Here is a 15,548-nt window from a genome sequence, read left to right on the forward strand (position 1 = left end):
AGGTTGAAAATTAGGGTAGGCTCGGTAGCGATTGCTGTCATTATGATCCTCCTGATAACGGCTGGGTATGTTGTCTTATCACAAGGCCTGGAGGGGAAAGAACGGCCGATGATTCTCATTCCCAAGACCATCGATCCCCATGTGGAATTCTGGCGTGTCTTGAATCAAGGAGTGAGCGCGGCAGCCAAAGAGTATAAGACGGAAGTGAAAGTCATCGGCACGAAATCGGAGTCTGATATTGAAGAGCAGATCAAATTGCTGGAAATGGCTATAACCGAGAAGCCGAAAGCGATCATCCTCGCAGCTACTGATTATAATCGCTTGGTCCCTACAGCGCAGAAAGTTATCGATGCAGGTATTACACTCATTACGGTGGATTCCGGGCTGGAAGGCGGTCTTTCGGCTAGCTTGATTGCCACCGACAACTACGCGGCAGGACGCAAAGCGGTGGAAACTATGAAAAACTATGTGCAGGGCCCCGCGACCTATGCGATCGTCAGCTTTGTCAAAACGTCCACGACGCAGATGGATCGGGAAAACGGCGTGCGGGATCATTTGACGCAGGACCCGTCTATACAGGTTTTAGACACATTATACAGCAATGGCTCGGAAGACAAAGCGTATGAGCAGACGAAAAAGCTGCTGTCCGAGCATGCGGATATTCGCGGCATTTTCGGATTGAACGAGGTTTCTACCATTGGCGCTGCAAGAGCACTCAAGGAACTTGATCCGGAACAACGGATTAAATTAATTGGCTTCGATAGCTCGACGGATGAGGTGGCATTTCTGGAAGCGGGCATTTTGCAAGCAACTGTCGTGCAGAAACCTTTTAACATGGGATATTTAGCAGTGAGAACAGCACTCGAGGCTTATGAGGGAAAGAAAGTGAAGGTGAATATAGATACGGGATCAGAGGTGATCACCAAAGAGAATATGTACACCAGCGAGAATCAAAAGCTGTTATTTCCCTTCGTTGAGAAGTAAAATAATGGTTAAGAGAGGGGCTGGCGGCAATGCCTGACGTGTTACAAATCGGACCGCTTCAACTGCAAGGCAAATTAGTGGCTGTATTGCTGGCGGCAATGCTGGGATTATGGATGATTGGAATCTTTAGCAGGAGGTCAGTGCGGCGAACGCAAGATATGCAAGCCAAACCTATAAGCGACATTGCCTTTAATGCGGCTGTCATCATGCTGCTGACTTGGAAACTAGGCATTCTGCTGACGCAGCCTTCTATGTTATGGAAGAGTCCTTTGAAAATTCTTATGGTGTCCGGTTCGAGCATGGAGATCTTGCTTGGCTTGCTCTTCGCTTGTGTCTACACCTATATTCAACTGCGCAAACATGCCATACGGCTTTATGTGTTTCTGGATATATTCACGCTGGGCCTGACGGCTTCCTTGTTTCTCGTCTGCACCTTACTGCCAGTCTACGGATTGCCAACAGATTTGCCGTGGGGCATAGGCCCCGAAGGCACGATATCTCGGTTCCACCCTTATCATGCTTATACGGCGTTTCTTCTGGTACCACTACTAATTTGGCAGCATGCGCGGGAATGGCGCAAACACTCGATTGGACAAGGCAATCTGCTTAAATATTCGCTGCTTTATGGGGGCGCGGCGGGGATGCTGGCCAGCTTGTTCGCGGCTGCTGAAGCAACCGTTGTCTACCTGAGCGTACCGCAGCTTGCGTACCTATTGATGATCATTCTTGGAATGCTTCTCCCAACTTTGGCACATAATACTGGCAGAAGGGAGCTGATGAATATGAGTCAAAATGATTCCAAAACCCAAGTTCAGCAAGAGCAGCAAAACAAAGAGCGCGAGAAAGCCGCGCCAGCGGGGAAAGAGGGCTTTGTTGATAAGAAACTGGACGGTCCCAACCGGCCATCGACATGAGCAAGGACCAGAAGAAGGCTGCCTCCGCTCAGGAACAGAGTGAGCTTGACCCGTTCGAAATTAATTTTCTCCCGCAATTTGAGCAAGGCCGCGGTCCTCATGAAGCTTTCGTGAACGAGCACGGCGTTGTCATCGGCGATCATGAATATGAATCCGACAATTCCCCGCTGGAGCAGTGGACGGCCCAGACCGATCCCGAGGTTATGGCGGGGGATGAGTGGGTTCATCCTTATAAGGATATCGGCTTCCAAACAGCTGAGAACCGCGACTATTTTGAAAAAGGGATCGCGCCGCAAGGCGGTATATTTACGCATCCCGATAAGGATGTTTCTTTCGATCCAGGCGAGAGCACCACGAAGCAAAAGGAAGATGAGGCGTGACCAATCAACCGAATTTACAACAAAGAGGCCTGCCGAGCATTCGGTGGGCCTTTTGTTTAGATATAAGAGTTTATATGTTTTGGCATGAACGTGGAGTTATTCCAGCTGCCTCCATGGAGGTGGAGGGAACTACAGTACGCTATTCTAGCAAAAAGAGTCCTTAACCCGAGCTTCAGGGAACTACAGTACGCTATTTTGCTGTTTCCTGAGAAATTCAGCGCTTTTCGTGGAAATAAGACCCTGCAGTTCCGCTAAGACCCTCGCCTTCCTGCGATTTGCCTAAATAGCGGACTACAGTTCCCTTAATCGGTCTGTCGATAAGAAGAGGCTGATCTCTCAGGCCGGTGAAGCCGTTTTTCTTATGTATTCGCCCATAAATAATGAACCTTTTATCGACTCAGATTGTTTATAGTGTAAAAAGAGAGGTGAATGCATTGACGGAAAAGGACGTATTCGACCTGTATAAGAAGGAAGTCTATCGAACCTGTTACTTCATGCTTCAGCATGGCGAAGATGCGGAAGATGTCTGCCAGGAAGTATTCATAAGCGTGTTCAGACACGATTGGCGACAGGTCGAATATTTGAAAACGTGGATTCTGCGAGTCGCGGTAAATCAATGTTTAAACCATTTGAAGAAGCATTCTCGCGATCATGCGAAGCGTCTCAGATGGCAGCAAGGCCACACGCCAGCTTCGGAGAAGACGGTGGAAGCTATTCTTGCAGATAAGGAATCAGCCATGGAATGCGCACAGCTATTAGAGCGACTGCCCGATAAGATGAGAGTTGTCGTCTCCTTGCGTTATTTAAATGAATACAGCTTGAATGAAATTGCTGATATCGTTGGCATCCCGCTAGGAACGGTCAAATCGCGTTTGAACAAAAGCTTGCAGTTGATGAGGCGCATGGTAGAAAAGCATAGCGTAGATACCCGACAAGGAGGCGGCACTTATGGACAAGGCAGAACAAACCTTTTCTCGGTTTTTAGACGATAATCAGGAGATGGCTTACCCCGATTTCGATAAAATGTGGGAACGAATTGAACCGAGCCTCCCCAGTGAAAGATCGGCTCTTAAGGCTGTTGATTTATCTTTGCCCAAGAAAAAAAGATACCGCAAAGTCGCAATTCTTGCAGCATCAGCGGCAATTTTGGTCGCAACACCAGTCTTTGCAGCCTTTACGTATAACTGGGAGAGCTTATTTCCGCATCGCAGCGGGATTCAGGCTGTTTTGCAGCAAGGACTCGGCCAAGTTATGGATCAATCTGTTACACATCAAGGCATTAAGCTTACAGTCAATAAAGCGATTGTAGACGATAACCGTACCGTTATTTTATATAGCCTCAGCGCCCAGAAAGGGTCCGTGAAAGATATGTATTTTACGGAAGTGACGATGAAGGACAGTCAAGGAAAGGTTATTGAAGGCAATAGGTTTCAGCGCTGGGATGAAACGACCCAATCGATGAACGGCTACTTCGAAACGGAGTGGACCCCCAAACAGTCCGAAGATGATGTCCAGTTCACGGCGCAGAAACTGCATTCTTTCACGACGGTGGAGAGAGAGCTTGATTTCAATGCGATGGACGGTCAAACAGGATCATTTGCGATTCATCAGGACGGCATTGACAATCTGACGCTTCGGCCTTTTGAACAGGGGGAGAAGACGCTGTTGAAATCGGCCATCACCTTTAACGACCCCGAGGCCAAAGCGTTGGCCTACCCGAATATTGCTGTCTATAAAGACGGGGTTCTTCTCAAAAGTGACGGCCATAATGTATTCGGGACACCTGGGGAGCACGGTGAATATACAGGCCAGCAAGCCTTTAAGACGGAGGAACTCAAGGCATCTGGAATTAGTTATAAACTGAGCTACACCAAAGAAACTCGACGCGTGGACGAGGCGTGGACGTATCAGTTGCATTTGGACAGAAAGCAAATGCTTAGCGGCACGATCAAGCGTGAGCTGAACATTCCGATGGAGGATTCAGGCATCACGATGGTGTTGAAGGAAATGCTCATTACACCGACGCAAATTCGAGTTAAGGTTAGCCATGACAAATACGTTCAGTTTCCATATAAGAATTATGAACTGGAAATCGACGGAGTGCGATTGACGGGTGGGTCTTCCCATAACGAGAAGGATCCGACAGAAAGCATTTACCGCTTCGAACGGCCGATCGGTATGGAGATTAAAGCAGATAAGCCAATCGCCTTCATTGCTTCCTATCAAGTGCAGGAACATAAAGATGCCAAGGATCTGATTAGGCTCACGAATATTAATGAAAAGAAACAGACCTTGACGACACAGGTAGGCGGATATCCAGTTGTATGGACTTATTATAGGCAGGATAATAATCTGTTCGTGCAGAGCGAAAGTGCTGATCCTAGCTTTGGCGGTGTGAACCAGACCTATATGGGCAAAGGAAAAGATGAGCTTCTTGGGAAGCCAGTAACGGCTAATTTCAACGGTGATGGCAATAATCGGGCGATCGACATGTATGCCAATTATGAGAAAAATGAAGCTGAGCTGAACATCTTCTGGTACTATACGGAGAAACCCGAACAATCTCTGAAGGTAGAAATAATTCCTGCGAATTAATGGAATAGACGTGCCGGCACTTTGCTTTCATCACCAACGGATGTATAATAGAATGAATACCATTTACGTTTTATTATTAACTATTAAATCCTAAGGGGGGGCACATATGGCAATGTCTTTTGATTCGTACATGAAAGATATGGTTAAACCGATGAGAGAAGATTTGACTCGTCTGGGAATTACAGAACTTTTAACGCCAGAGCAAGTGGAAGAAGCGATTGAAAAATCGAAGGATGGCACGTTGCTGCTCGTTGTGAACTCCGTTTGTGGTTGCGCAGCAGGTCAATGTCGTCCGGGCGTGGCAAAAGCGCTCCAAAACGACACACTGCCAACTTACACGTACACCGTGTTTGCTGGACAAGAGAAGGATGCAACTGCGAAAGCGCGTGAATTCTTGGCGCCGTACCCGCCTTCATCCCCATCCATCGCGTTGTTCAAGAATGGTGAGCTGGCTCACTTCATTCAACGTCATCAAATCGAAGATCGTTCCGCTGACATGATTGCTGGCGATTTGATCGGTGCTTTCAACGAATTCTGTAAGTAATAACAAATAGCATCATAAGAAAGGCCCGCTTTGCAGTTGCAGTTGCTGCGAAGGGGGCTTTTTCTTTTTTTACCGGAAAAGCACAGGGCTGGCCTTTGAAATTTGCAGTACGAAAGTCTATACTGAAGCTTAAAGAACGATGCTTTCCAAATGATAGAAAAAGGTGGAGAGAACCATGAGTTTGCAAACTGAAATTATTGCTAAGCTTGGCGTGAAACCGGAGATCGACATTGATGAAGAAATTCGCAAACGCGTGGATTTCCTGAAAAATTATGTGCTGGGTGCAAACGCCAACGGTCTGCTGATTGCAATCAGCGGCGGCATTGACAGCGCGGTAGCGGCTGGCTTGTGCAAGCAAGCGACGGACGAGCTGACAGCGGAGAAGGGCAAGGAGTACAAAACCGTTGGCGTATTCCAGCCTTACGGGCAGCAAGTCGATATCGAAGACAGCTATGCGGTGGCGAAGGCGTTCGATTTGAAACATCAAATCGAGAATAACATTGAAGAGGCTGTCGATGAAATCGCCATTGAAGTTGAGTATGGACTCAAGCATATCGGCGTGCACCAGCATGTCAGCCGCGGCGGCAAAGGCAACATCAAAGCGCGCACGCGCATGGTGATGCAGTATGCGTTGGCTTTTGAACTGGGCCTGATCGTTGTCGGCACAGACCATGCCTCTGAAGCGATCACAGGCTTCTTCACCAAATATGGCGATGGAGCGGTTGATATTACACCGCTGAGCACGCTGAACAAGCGCCAAGTGCGTTCCCTTGCAGCGAAGCTGGGCGTTCCGCAGAGCGTTCTGGATAAGGCGCCTACAGCTGGTCTATGGGACGGCCAAACGGACGAGAATGAGCTGGGAATTACATATGGCGACAACAGCGATTACTTGGAAGGCAAGCAAATATCGGCTGAGGCGCAAGAGAAGCTGGAGAAGCAATATTTGAAAACGGAGCATAAACGGATCCCGATTCCAGGTATCTAAAATAAGCAACCCCCAGCCAATTGTGGCCGGGGGTTGTTGTTCATCTATGGCATGCGAGCGCCGCGGGAGCTCTCGAGCAGTGTGTACCATTCTTCGCGTGTCATGGTTTCGGCAATGCGCACAGCATCTTCACAAGCAAGGACACGCTTAGCTGAGGATGTACCGATGACCGGCTGAATACGCGCAGGGTGTTTCATTAACCAGCCCAGAACGATTGATTCTGGTGTTGTTTCTTTTTCGGTAGCCATTTTTTGTACGAGAATGGCTGTGTTTGCGATCGTGTCAGGCGCATCTTCCGGCACGCTGCCGGAGAATTTGCCTTGGGCCAGCGGGCCCCAAGCTTGAATTTGAATATCGGCCATTTGGCAATGCTCCATGATGCCATCAGCAAAGTTCACGCCGAGGCCGTCCTTTTGATTGACCAAGATGCCTTGTTCAACCCAGTCGATGCGAGCCAAGCTCATCTCCAGCTGATTCACTACGAGTGGCTCAGGCAGTGAATTTTGAATGAAGCGAATTTGGGCAGAACTCATATTGGATACCCCGAAATGCCGCACTTTTCCAGCGGAACGCAGCGTGTTGAAGGCTTCTGCGATCTCTTCCGGCTCCATAAGCGGGTCAGGACGGTGCAGCAGAAGCACATCCAAATGTTCTACACCGAGGCGCTGTAGAATCCCATCCGTCGCGCTGATGATATGGCCTTTGCTGAAATCAAAGCGCTGTGGATTCACTTCGTCTTGAAAGCGAATACCAACTTTGGATTGGAGAATAATTTGGTCGCGTAGATCAGGTCTTTTTTTGAGGATTTCGCCAAAAATAGATTCGGATTTGCCTCTTTTATAAATATCGGCATGATCAAACATGGTAATGCCTATGGATAAGGCAGCTTCCACTGCTTTCTCAGCAATGATGTAATCTTCTTTGGTATAAGGGGCGTTGTTCCATTCTCCGCCAATTCCCATACAACCGAAAACAATCCGGCTATTCGAGATTCCGCGTTTCTCAAGCGGCATAATTCTCATTCTGTTGGCCTCCTAGCAATTTAGTCTATGTTCAGTATACCCCCAGTTTAGAGAACGTAGAAGAACTGAAAATAGGGTGACTTACTTACCTTGAAGTAACCAGGGGGGAGGCCAGGCTGATGAAAAATGGCAGAGAGCCTTGACCGCAGGCGCAGAATCATGTAAATTGAACCCAAAATGCTGGAAGAAAAGTGGGGCATAGCCACGATGATTAAAGGTGTCGGAACAGATTTGGTTGAGATAGCACGACTGCGCAAGATGCTCGAGGGTTCGTCAGGCGAAAGATTTCTGGAGCGGATTCTGACGGCTCCAGAGAGAGAGCTGGCACAGAAGCGCCGGGGGCGGCTTGCGGAGTTTGCTTCCGGCCGTTTTGCCGCCAAGGAAGCGATTGTCAAAGCGATTGGTTGCGGAATTGGCAAGCAAATTGGCTTTCAGGATATTGAAGTGCTGCCGGATGCTCTAGGCAAACCGGTTTGCCAGGTGCGGGAAGAGGCCTTGCTGCGGGCAGGCCTAATAGGCAGCCACCGCATCCATATCAGCATTACGCATACGGAATCGATGGCTGCCGCCTATGCGATTGTGGAACAGGTGTAAAGATGCGAGGACCGGCTGTTATTTTTTGGAGCTGAGCCAGTCCGTGAGCAGTCCGATTTCCTCATCGGATAGCTTCGTTTTGTAGACGGGCATGCCGCCTCCGCCGTTCTTGATCTGATTCGCGATTTGCTCGCTGCTCAGCTTGCTGCCGACCTTTTGTAAATTCGTCTTGGCGCCGGCTTTGCCTGACAGATCTACTCCGTGGCAGCTGATGCACTTGTTCGTAGTGAAGAGCTCCTGCGCCTTCACGTACGCAGGGTTGCTCTCGCTTGCAGCGGTTGCGGCCGGGGCCTTCGGGGTGGCGCTGCCGCCCGAAGTGCTGCCCGAAGTGCCGCCGCATGCGGCTAGCGCGAGCACCATCGGCGCGAGGATGAGCGCGGCAGTGATACGACGCCGCGCCGTGCGCGGCTTGTTTGCGTTCAGGCTTGCGGCGTCTGCGCAAGCCTGTTTGTTCATCTTTAGCATGAGTTTCCTCCTATGCGCCTTTTTTTAAAGCTTTAGCGGCGTGAAAACATCGCTAAAGTAAGGTTTTCACGCTCCGTAAGCGTGAAAAACAACGTTAAAGTGACCAATGCTCTCATTTCCCTCGTCATAAGAGTGAAAAACAACCTTATGCCGAGGCGTTTGCCTCAAATCACTGTTTATTTCGGCGGAGAGGTTGAAAAACAACGTTAACGTGAAGAATTCGCTCGATTCACACAACATAAGAGTGAAAAACAACCTTAAGTTCGCTCATCCACATGTTCGCTCAACCTTCACTCATCCATACGCTCGCTCATCCGCCGCCGCCTCTCGCCCTATCGTCCCCAGACCCGCAGCATGTACCCGCCGGCAATCAGACTAATCCCGCCCATGCCTTCGAGGATGACGGCAGAGTAGCCCAAATACCACACGCCCATCAGGGCGGTTAAGGCAAAAAGCCACAGGCCCAAATACATGAGCGGCTTGCCGAGCAGGAGTCCGACTTGTACGAATCCAATCGCGAGGACGAACGCTCGCAGGATTGGCGCAAACAGTGGCGTGACGGCGCCAATGGCCTCCAGCAGCGCGATAGCTGCGATGAGCAGCACGCCTGGCAGCAGCAGCAGCGCAGGGTGGCCCCAGCCGCTCTGCTCGGCGGAAGCATCCTTGCGGAAGTCCTTCCGCAGGCCCCAGATCTGAACCAAGCTTGCTATTACGGCCGTGATGAAAGCGGCTTGTTTTAACCAATCCAGATCCCGCCAGTAGATCGCGAAATCCATGATCGCGCTGAACATCCATTCCGCGCCCCAGATAAATAACAGCGGGATTAAGGCATGAGCTTGGCTAAGCCAGGCTTTTCTTTTGGTGGCCAAATCGGTTTGTTTCGTGTTTTGCATACATTCACCTCTAGTTTTATGTTCCGCACTTCTCGTATAATGGATGGAGACATGTCCATTCAACCATTATAACTGGAACGTGCCCCATAGAGAAGGAGAGCTCATGTACAGCGAAGAACAAAAGCAATATTTTTCCACTAATTTACTGAATTGGTATCATACACATAAACGTGATTTGCCTTGGCGAAGAAGTAAAAACCCTTATTATATATGGATTTCCGAAGTCATGCTGCAGCAAACAAGGGTGGATACGGTGATTCCGTATTTTCATCGTTTTATTGATCAATTTCCAACTGTTGAAGCTTTGGCGACAGCGCCGGAGGAAAATGTATTGAAGGCTTGGGAGGGTCTGGGCTATTATTCGCGGGCAAGAAATTTGCAAACTGCAGTCCGCGAGGTTCACGAGCGTTATGGCGGCATCGTTCCGCAGACGAAAGAGGAGATCTCTTCCTTGAAGGGTGTTGGACCCTATACGTCTGGAGCGGTGCTAAGTATCGCATACAATAAGCCAGAGCCGGCTGTAGATGGCAACGTAATGCGGGTTTTATCGCGCTATTTTCTCATTGAGGAAGATATTATGAAGCCCTCGACGCGAACCGTCATGGAGAAACTGGCGCGTGAACTAATCCTCGATGGAACGGCTAGCGATTTCAATCAAGCGTTGATGGAACTAGGGGCTATGGTATGTACGCCTCGTTCGCCGCACTGCTTGACGTGTCCGGTGATGGCGCATTGTTCTGCGCGGGATGCAGGGATGGAAGAGGCGCTGCCAATCAAGAAGAAAGCCAAGCCGCCGCGTCCTGAGCTGCGAGCTGTGGCTTTGATTGCGGGTACGGGTGAGAATGAAGGAAAATGGTTGATCCGGCAGCGTCCGCAAGAAGGCTTGCTGGCTCGAATGTGGGAGCTGCCGCATGTGGCTTGGGAGCCTGGCGACTGGCTTTCCGATGAAGAAAATGGTCATGTGCTGCGCCAAAGCCTTGCCGATCAAGAGCAACTTCTAATCCAGCCCGACGAGTGGTTTATGGATACGGAACATATTTTTAGCCATATTGTGTGGAAAATGAAAGTATACCGCGCCAAGCTGGGCGATGTGAATCGGCCAGGACATGAGGGGGCATGGATTCCTTTCCACTACCGTTGGGTAGGACCGGAGGATCTGCAGCAATATGCTTTTCCGAATGTATTCTTGCGAATCATGAAGGAATGGCAGGAGCGGGACGCGGAATAATAATTTGTGTGAAGGGTTATGGTCGCATCTTTTCATGGACGAGGGACCACACCCGGCATCATTGCGGGAGTACACACCGTCGGCCCACTTACGTCTTAACCTGCATCACGGGGAGATAAAGGAACTACAGTGCGCTATTCCAGCCAAAAGTGCCATTATAGCAAGCTTGAGGGAACTACAGTACGCTATTTTGTTGTTTGATGCGAAATTCAGCGCTTTTCGTGGAAATAAGACCCTGTAGTTCCGCTTGCGCCATAGTACCCCTGCTATTTGCCTAAATAGCGTCCTGTAGTTCCCTCATAGGATGGGTCGCTTTGAAGAAGCACCATCTCTGATCCGGCCCATGCAGGATGGGGGGCGATACGGTGAGAATAGGGCATAAAATAAATTAAAGAACCTAGCCTGTGGCTAGGTTCTTCTCGCGAATTGTATGTCTAGCGAATCTCATTTTTAATGGCATCTACATTTCGCAAGGTGATTAGCTTTTTATCAATCTGAATGCATTCATCGTCGAGGAGTTCCTGCAGAACTTTGGTGACTGATTCACGGACAGTGCCCACCATATTGGCAATCTGCTGATGGGTCAGTTTGACGTTAATCAGAAGCCCATCCGGCGTTGCCACGCCATGCTGCTCGGAAAGTCGAATAATGGTCTTCATAATGCGGGATCGTACCCCGAGGAAGGTTAGATCGTAGATTTGCTCATTAGCCTGGCGAAGTCGGTTCATGGTTGTTTCAAGCAGCTTGAAAAGGAGCTTCGGGCTCTTTTCCATGTATTGACTGAAATCGGAGTGCTTCAATATATAAAGCGTGCATGATTCTAGCGTTTCGGCGGTGGCAGAACGGGTTTGATGGCTGCCGATCAAGGACATTTCACCGAAGAAATCGCCATCTCGAAACAAGGCAAGGATAATTTCTTTGGCTTCATCCAAACGATAGATTTTGACGACACCGGATTTAATGAGGAAAAATTCTCCGCCAGCATCTCCTTCGAAGAATAGAATGCTGCCTTTCTTGACCTTTTTTTCCGTGAATAAAGGCGCAATTCCCAGTAAGTCATCTTCGGTGAGTTGTTGAAATAAGGGAACATTGTGAAGCAAAGAAATGATGGTTTTCATTATGCATTCATCTCGTTTCGGTCATATTCAACGACCAGCTGCTCGCTAATTTCAGCTTGACCATATCTATATCGTACAGCTTTCCAGCAGTTGCGTAAAGAACTTATCCCGTCCAAAAACGCAAAAGAACCTCAATCCCACAAGGGGGTGAGGTTCTTTACGATCAACGCTGCTTATTTCGCTGCGTCGTAACGTTTGCCAACTTCAGACCAGTTCACAACGTTCCAGAACGCTGCGATATAGTCAGGGCGTTTGTTTTGGTAGTTCAGGTAGTAAGCATGCTCCCAAACATCCAGACCAAGAATTGGCGTTTCGCCTTCGAAGATCGGGCTGTCTTGGTTCGGCAAGCTGTATACTTTCAATTTGCCAGCTTTGTCAACAGCAAGGAAAGCCCAGCCGGAACCAAAGCGTGTAGTAGCTGCTGCAGCGAAGTCAGCTTTGAATTTCTCAAAACCGCCAAGCTCGCTCTCGATAGCTGCTGCCAAAGCGCCAGTAGGTGCTCCGCCAGCGTTAGGTGCGATTGTTTCCCAGAAAAGGGAGTGGTTCGCGTGTCCGCCACCGTTGTTGCGAACAGCAGTACGGATATCTTCAGGAAGGCTGTTCAGGTCAGCGATCAGATCGTTAAGGGATTTCTCGTGCAAAGCTGGGTGTTTGTCCAGAGCTGCATTCAAGTTTGTTACATATGCGTTATGGTGACGGTCGTGGTGAATTTCCATTGTTTTTGCATCGATATGTGGTTCTAGTGCGTCGTTTGCGTACGGAAGAGCTGGTAATTGATGTGCCATTGTATAAATACCTCCTAAATTTATGTAGTTTCATGTTCATTATGAAGGAATTTCGATAATAAAGCAACATGTATGTTTACTAAGTCAGACACCTCGCCGCTCAATTTCCTGAATAATTTGATTGTGGATATGAGTGCCTTGCTCATTGAGCCAAGGAGATAAATCACTCATTTGCCGGTGGTTGAAGTGCAGCTCGATCTCCGTCCACTCACTGGGTTTAACGGAAGTTAATTCTTGGAAATCTCGTATGTTTCGCGGATAGCCTGAAGAGGATTCCTCTTGGTTGGACAATAGTCTCACCTCGCATTCATCCTATACAATCCGAAATTTTGCCATCTTTTATGCATCATCCACATAATTTATTTCAGTTGGTTCGATTCTTAGGAACAGTCGGAAGACTAACCTCTACTGTAGTACCCTTATTCTCTGTGCTTATAACCGTTACAGTACCATGGTGATTTTCAATGATCTTTTTGCTCACCATGAAGCCAAGACCCGTTCCTTTTTCCTTCGTTGTGAAGAAGGGTTGACCCAGTTTAGCTAATATCTGTTCAGGAACCCCGCATCCATGGTCAATAAAACGCAGCAGGATTCTGTCGGTATGATTGCTTTTGAGATGGATGAACAGGTCCCCCCCGTGGGGCATGGCCTCGATCGCGTTTTTTATGAAATTGATACACACTTGTTTCAGTTGATTTTCGTCACATTGAACGTAAGTGTTACATGGCTCGAAGTCCATTAGGATTTGAACATTATTCATATTCGCCTGGGATTCCAACAAGGTTGTGACTTGGTTCAAAAGAGCACGAAGATCTTTGCACTCGGAATGAATTAACTGCGGTTTGGCCAAAATCAGCAGCTCACTGAGAATCATTTCGATGCGCTCAATCTCGGAAGAGACAATATCGTAATACATTTGTTTCTCGGACTTGCCTGATCGCATGAGGTGCATGAAACCTTTGATCGCCGTAATCGGGTTGCGGATTTCGTGAGCAATCCCTGCAGCAAGTTGACCTGCGATGGTTAGTTTCTCTGAATTGATTAATAGCGCTTCCGTTTGCTTGTGAGCTGTTAGGTCTCTCAAAGTAACCGCCCAACCACTATGTATGCCAGACTCATCCCGCATGGTAAACAACGAAACCATCACGGGTAGTTCGCCGCCGTCTTTCTTCTTTCTGATTGTTTCGAGGTAATAGGGCTGCCGTTGTTCAAGAGCCTGGAGGCAGCCTGGCCTAGAAGCTTCGGGAATAAAAGGGAAATTGAAGACATTGACGCCAACAATCTCAGGGGATGTCCAGCCGAATGTTTTTTCAAAAGCTAGATTAATTTTCACCACGTCATAGGCCAAATTAATCATCATAACGGGATCGATGTTGTGATCAATGAAAGACTCAAGTCTTTCTTTGGTTGCGCGCAACTCGGCTTCAGCTTGCTTGCGCATGGTGATATCCCGGCCAATGCCAACGACCTGGGCGACAATTCCTTGCTCGTCGCATATCATTTTGACTCTAGTCTCGAACCAAACGTAATGTCCTTCATTATGGCGAATACGACATTCTAAGATATCAACATCGCCGTCCTTAAACAGCCCTCTTTGCAAGAAGTCCTCAAGATCATCGGGATGCCAGAGGGTTGTTAATTTGGTTCCGACCATTTCTTCCGGTTCATATCCAAGCAAACGTCGAACAGCCGGAGATATATAACGGGTTATACAGTCCGGTGTGGCAATTGTTATGATATCCAGCACATTTTCCGAAATAATGAGCGACAGGGCTCGGATTTCTTCTAGTTTGGACATCATTCTCATGCGTTCCTTCTCTTCCAAACAACTTTCTATATGTTTATGGTCGGTTTGATCGATAACTTGAGCAATTAGAAATTGTGGATTATGATCCTCATCCTTAACAAGTGAAACGGCTAATAAAGCCCGAATGACATGTCCTTCTTTATGCAAATAGCGTTTGACCAGTTGATAGGTTTCTCTTTGGCAAGCAAGCAATTCGGACAAATAAAGACAATCGAGCTCCAGATCTTCCGGATGTGTAATGTCGTGAAACGTCATTGTGATTAATTCGGCTTCCGAATAGCCAAGCAGGGAACAGATCGCAGGATTGGTTTCTAGCATATCGCCATTCAAATGTACGAGAGCCATGCCAATCGGTGCATACTTAAAAGCTTGTTTAAATAAAGATTCGTTTGCTAATCTATGGTCAATGGACATGATGAACGACCTCCGGTTAAGTGCGTAGGACTCTAGATTCCTTGAAGGTTTCTATCCGTTATGTCGTTTTTCCTGCATTTACTTATATATAAACCCCAAATCCCAGTTAAGATGGAAATTGGGGTTCTGTTATTTTTTGAAAGAAGTTAGCAGCAGTTCAATATTCGCTTTGGCATAGCCGACATGCTTATTATCCCGGCTCAAACGGCTGGCCATGATGCCGCCTTCGATGGCGGAGAAAATAAAGGAAGCCACAGACTCAGCAGGGAGGTCGGTTCGGAACTCGCCTTCAGCAACGCCCTTCTGCAAAATGCCCTGGATGAAACCGAGCATTTGCTCATAAGCGCCCAGCGCTCGCTCGCGCAGAATGGGGAAGGAATGGTCGCTTTCTACCGCTGTGTTGAGAAAAGGGCACCCGCCTTTAAGCGGTGGATTATGAACGGTATCGCTGTAGACATCACACATCGCGATAACTTTACCCGTTGCCGTAGAGGCACCCTCAACAGCCTCCGCGAAATGTCCCCAAAGTACTTGCCCCGCATAGGCGAAAGCTTCGAGTGCAATCTCATCTTTATTAGCGAAGCTGCGATAAATGCCGCCCTTCGTTAGGCCTGTTGCGTTCATGATATCTTGTATAGTTGAACCTGTGTAGCCTTTTTCGTTAAAGAGCTCCGCAGATTTCATAATAATATGCAGTCGGGTTTGTTCACCTTTGCGCATGTTCAGTATCCTTTCACAGAGACGATAACACTCTCGTAATATTGTAACATTTTATAAGTGAATCATAGCATAGATTATTGTACAATAAAAAAGACCGTAC

At 48.1% G+C, this 15,548-nt stretch carries 17 protein-coding genes; 9 read left to right on the forward strand and 8 right to left on the reverse strand.

What is annotated here, in order from left to right; all coding sequences use genetic code 11:
• Positions 1 to 3 precede the first annotated feature (3 nt).
• The 7 genes from LOZ80_RS33950 (at position 4) to nadE (ending at position 6,402) form a co-directional block, all read left to right on the forward strand.
• A complete protein-coding gene (locus LOZ80_RS33950; protein WP_238168649.1) occupies positions 4 to 984 on the forward strand; it encodes a substrate-binding domain-containing protein in 981 nt (326 codons plus the stop codon).
• A gap of 29 nt (positions 985 to 1,013) precedes the next feature.
• Positions 1,014 to 1,898 (forward strand): prolipoprotein diacylglyceryl transferase family protein, encoded by an 885-nt coding sequence (locus LOZ80_RS33955; protein WP_238168650.1) that lies wholly within the window; start codon positions 1,014 to 1,016, stop codon positions 1,896 to 1,898.
• Positions 1,895 to 2,278 (forward strand): DUF3905 domain-containing protein, encoded by a 384-nt coding sequence (locus LOZ80_RS33960; protein ID WP_238168651.1) that lies wholly within the window; start codon positions 1,895 to 1,897, stop codon positions 2,276 to 2,278. Before LOZ80_RS33955 ends, LOZ80_RS33960 begins: the two co-directional genes overlap by 4 nt.
• A gap of 434 nt (positions 2,279 to 2,712) precedes the next feature.
• On the forward strand, positions 2,713 to 3,270 hold the full coding sequence (locus LOZ80_RS33965; protein ID WP_238168652.1) for an RNA polymerase sigma factor: 558 nt from the start codon (positions 2,713 to 2,715) through the stop codon (positions 3,268 to 3,270).
• Complete coding sequence (locus LOZ80_RS33970) at positions 3,227 to 4,873, forward strand: DUF4179 domain-containing protein (protein ID WP_238168653.1); 1,647 nt, start codon at positions 3,227 to 3,229, stop codon at positions 4,871 to 4,873. The genes LOZ80_RS33965 and LOZ80_RS33970 overlap by 44 nt, the downstream gene beginning before the upstream one ends.
• Positions 4,874 to 4,979: 106 nt before the next feature.
• Complete coding sequence (locus LOZ80_RS33975) at positions 4,980 to 5,417, forward strand: BrxA/BrxB family bacilliredoxin (protein WP_189015809.1); 438 nt, start codon at positions 4,980 to 4,982, stop codon at positions 5,415 to 5,417.
• Positions 5,418 to 5,592: 175 nt separating this feature from the next.
• Complete coding sequence (gene nadE, locus LOZ80_RS33980; RefSeq protein ID WP_238168654.1) at positions 5,593 to 6,402, forward strand: NAD(+) synthase; 810 nt, start codon at positions 5,593 to 5,595, stop codon at positions 6,400 to 6,402.
• 44 nt (positions 6,403 to 6,446) lie between these two features.
• Here nadE and LOZ80_RS33985 read toward each other — a convergent pair whose 3' ends face one another.
• A complete protein-coding gene (locus LOZ80_RS33985) occupies positions 6,447 to 7,424 on the reverse strand; it encodes an aldo/keto reductase (RefSeq protein ID WP_238168655.1) in 978 nt (325 codons plus the stop codon).
• Positions 7,425 to 7,631: 207 nt separating this feature from the next.
• On the opposite strand from LOZ80_RS33985, the gene acpS reads away from it, so the two are divergent.
• On the forward strand, positions 7,632 to 8,018 hold the full coding sequence (gene acpS / locus LOZ80_RS33990; RefSeq protein WP_238168656.1) for a holo-ACP synthase: 387 nt from the start codon (positions 7,632 to 7,634) through the stop codon (positions 8,016 to 8,018).
• Positions 8,019 to 8,036: 18 nt separating this feature from the next.
• Here the strand turns inward: acpS and LOZ80_RS33995 are convergent, their stop codons facing one another.
• Positions 8,037 to 8,483 (reverse strand): c-type cytochrome, encoded by a 447-nt coding sequence (locus LOZ80_RS33995; RefSeq protein ID WP_238168657.1) that lies wholly within the window; start codon positions 8,481 to 8,483, stop codon positions 8,037 to 8,039.
• 332 nt (positions 8,484 to 8,815) lie between these two features.
• Positions 8,816 to 9,439, reverse strand: a complete 624-nt coding sequence (locus LOZ80_RS34000; protein ID WP_238168658.1) for a hypothetical protein — start codon at positions 9,437 to 9,439, stop codon at positions 8,816 to 8,818.
• Between the two features lie 40 nt (positions 9,440 to 9,479).
• On the opposite strand from LOZ80_RS34000, the gene mutY reads away from it, so the two are divergent.
• Complete coding sequence (gene mutY, locus LOZ80_RS34005) at positions 9,480 to 10,604, forward strand: A/G-specific adenine glycosylase (RefSeq protein ID WP_238168659.1); 1,125 nt, start codon at positions 9,480 to 9,482, stop codon at positions 10,602 to 10,604.
• Between the two features lie 434 nt (positions 10,605 to 11,038).
• Here the strand turns inward: mutY and LOZ80_RS34010 are convergent, their stop codons facing one another.
• The 5 genes from LOZ80_RS34010 to LOZ80_RS34030 form a co-directional block, all read right to left on the reverse strand.
• On the reverse strand, positions 11,039 to 11,722 hold the full coding sequence (locus LOZ80_RS34010; protein ID WP_238168660.1) for a Crp/Fnr family transcriptional regulator: 684 nt from the start codon (positions 11,720 to 11,722) through the stop codon (positions 11,039 to 11,041).
• Between the two features lie 173 nt (positions 11,723 to 11,895).
• Entirely contained in the window at positions 11,896 to 12,507 is a 612-nt protein-coding gene (locus LOZ80_RS34015; RefSeq protein ID WP_238168661.1) for a superoxide dismutase, read from the reverse strand.
• 84 nt (positions 12,508 to 12,591) lie between these two features.
• Positions 12,592 to 12,807 (reverse strand): hypothetical protein, encoded by a 216-nt coding sequence (locus LOZ80_RS34020; protein ID WP_189015855.1) that lies wholly within the window; start codon positions 12,805 to 12,807, stop codon positions 12,592 to 12,594.
• A gap of 64 nt (positions 12,808 to 12,871) precedes the next feature.
• Positions 12,872 to 14,728, reverse strand: a complete 1,857-nt coding sequence (locus LOZ80_RS34025) for a PAS domain-containing protein (RefSeq protein ID WP_238168662.1) — start codon at positions 14,726 to 14,728, stop codon at positions 12,872 to 12,874.
• A 129-nt stretch (positions 14,729 to 14,857) separates the two neighbouring features.
• Entirely contained in the window at positions 14,858 to 15,448 is a 591-nt protein-coding gene (locus tag LOZ80_RS34030; protein WP_238168663.1) for a TetR/AcrR family transcriptional regulator, read from the reverse strand.
• Positions 15,449 to 15,548 lie beyond the last annotated feature (100 nt).

The organism is Paenibacillus sp. HWE-109 (assembly GCF_022163125.1).
Taxonomy (GTDB): domain Bacteria; phylum Bacillota; class Bacilli; order Paenibacillales; family NBRC-103111; genus Paenibacillus_E.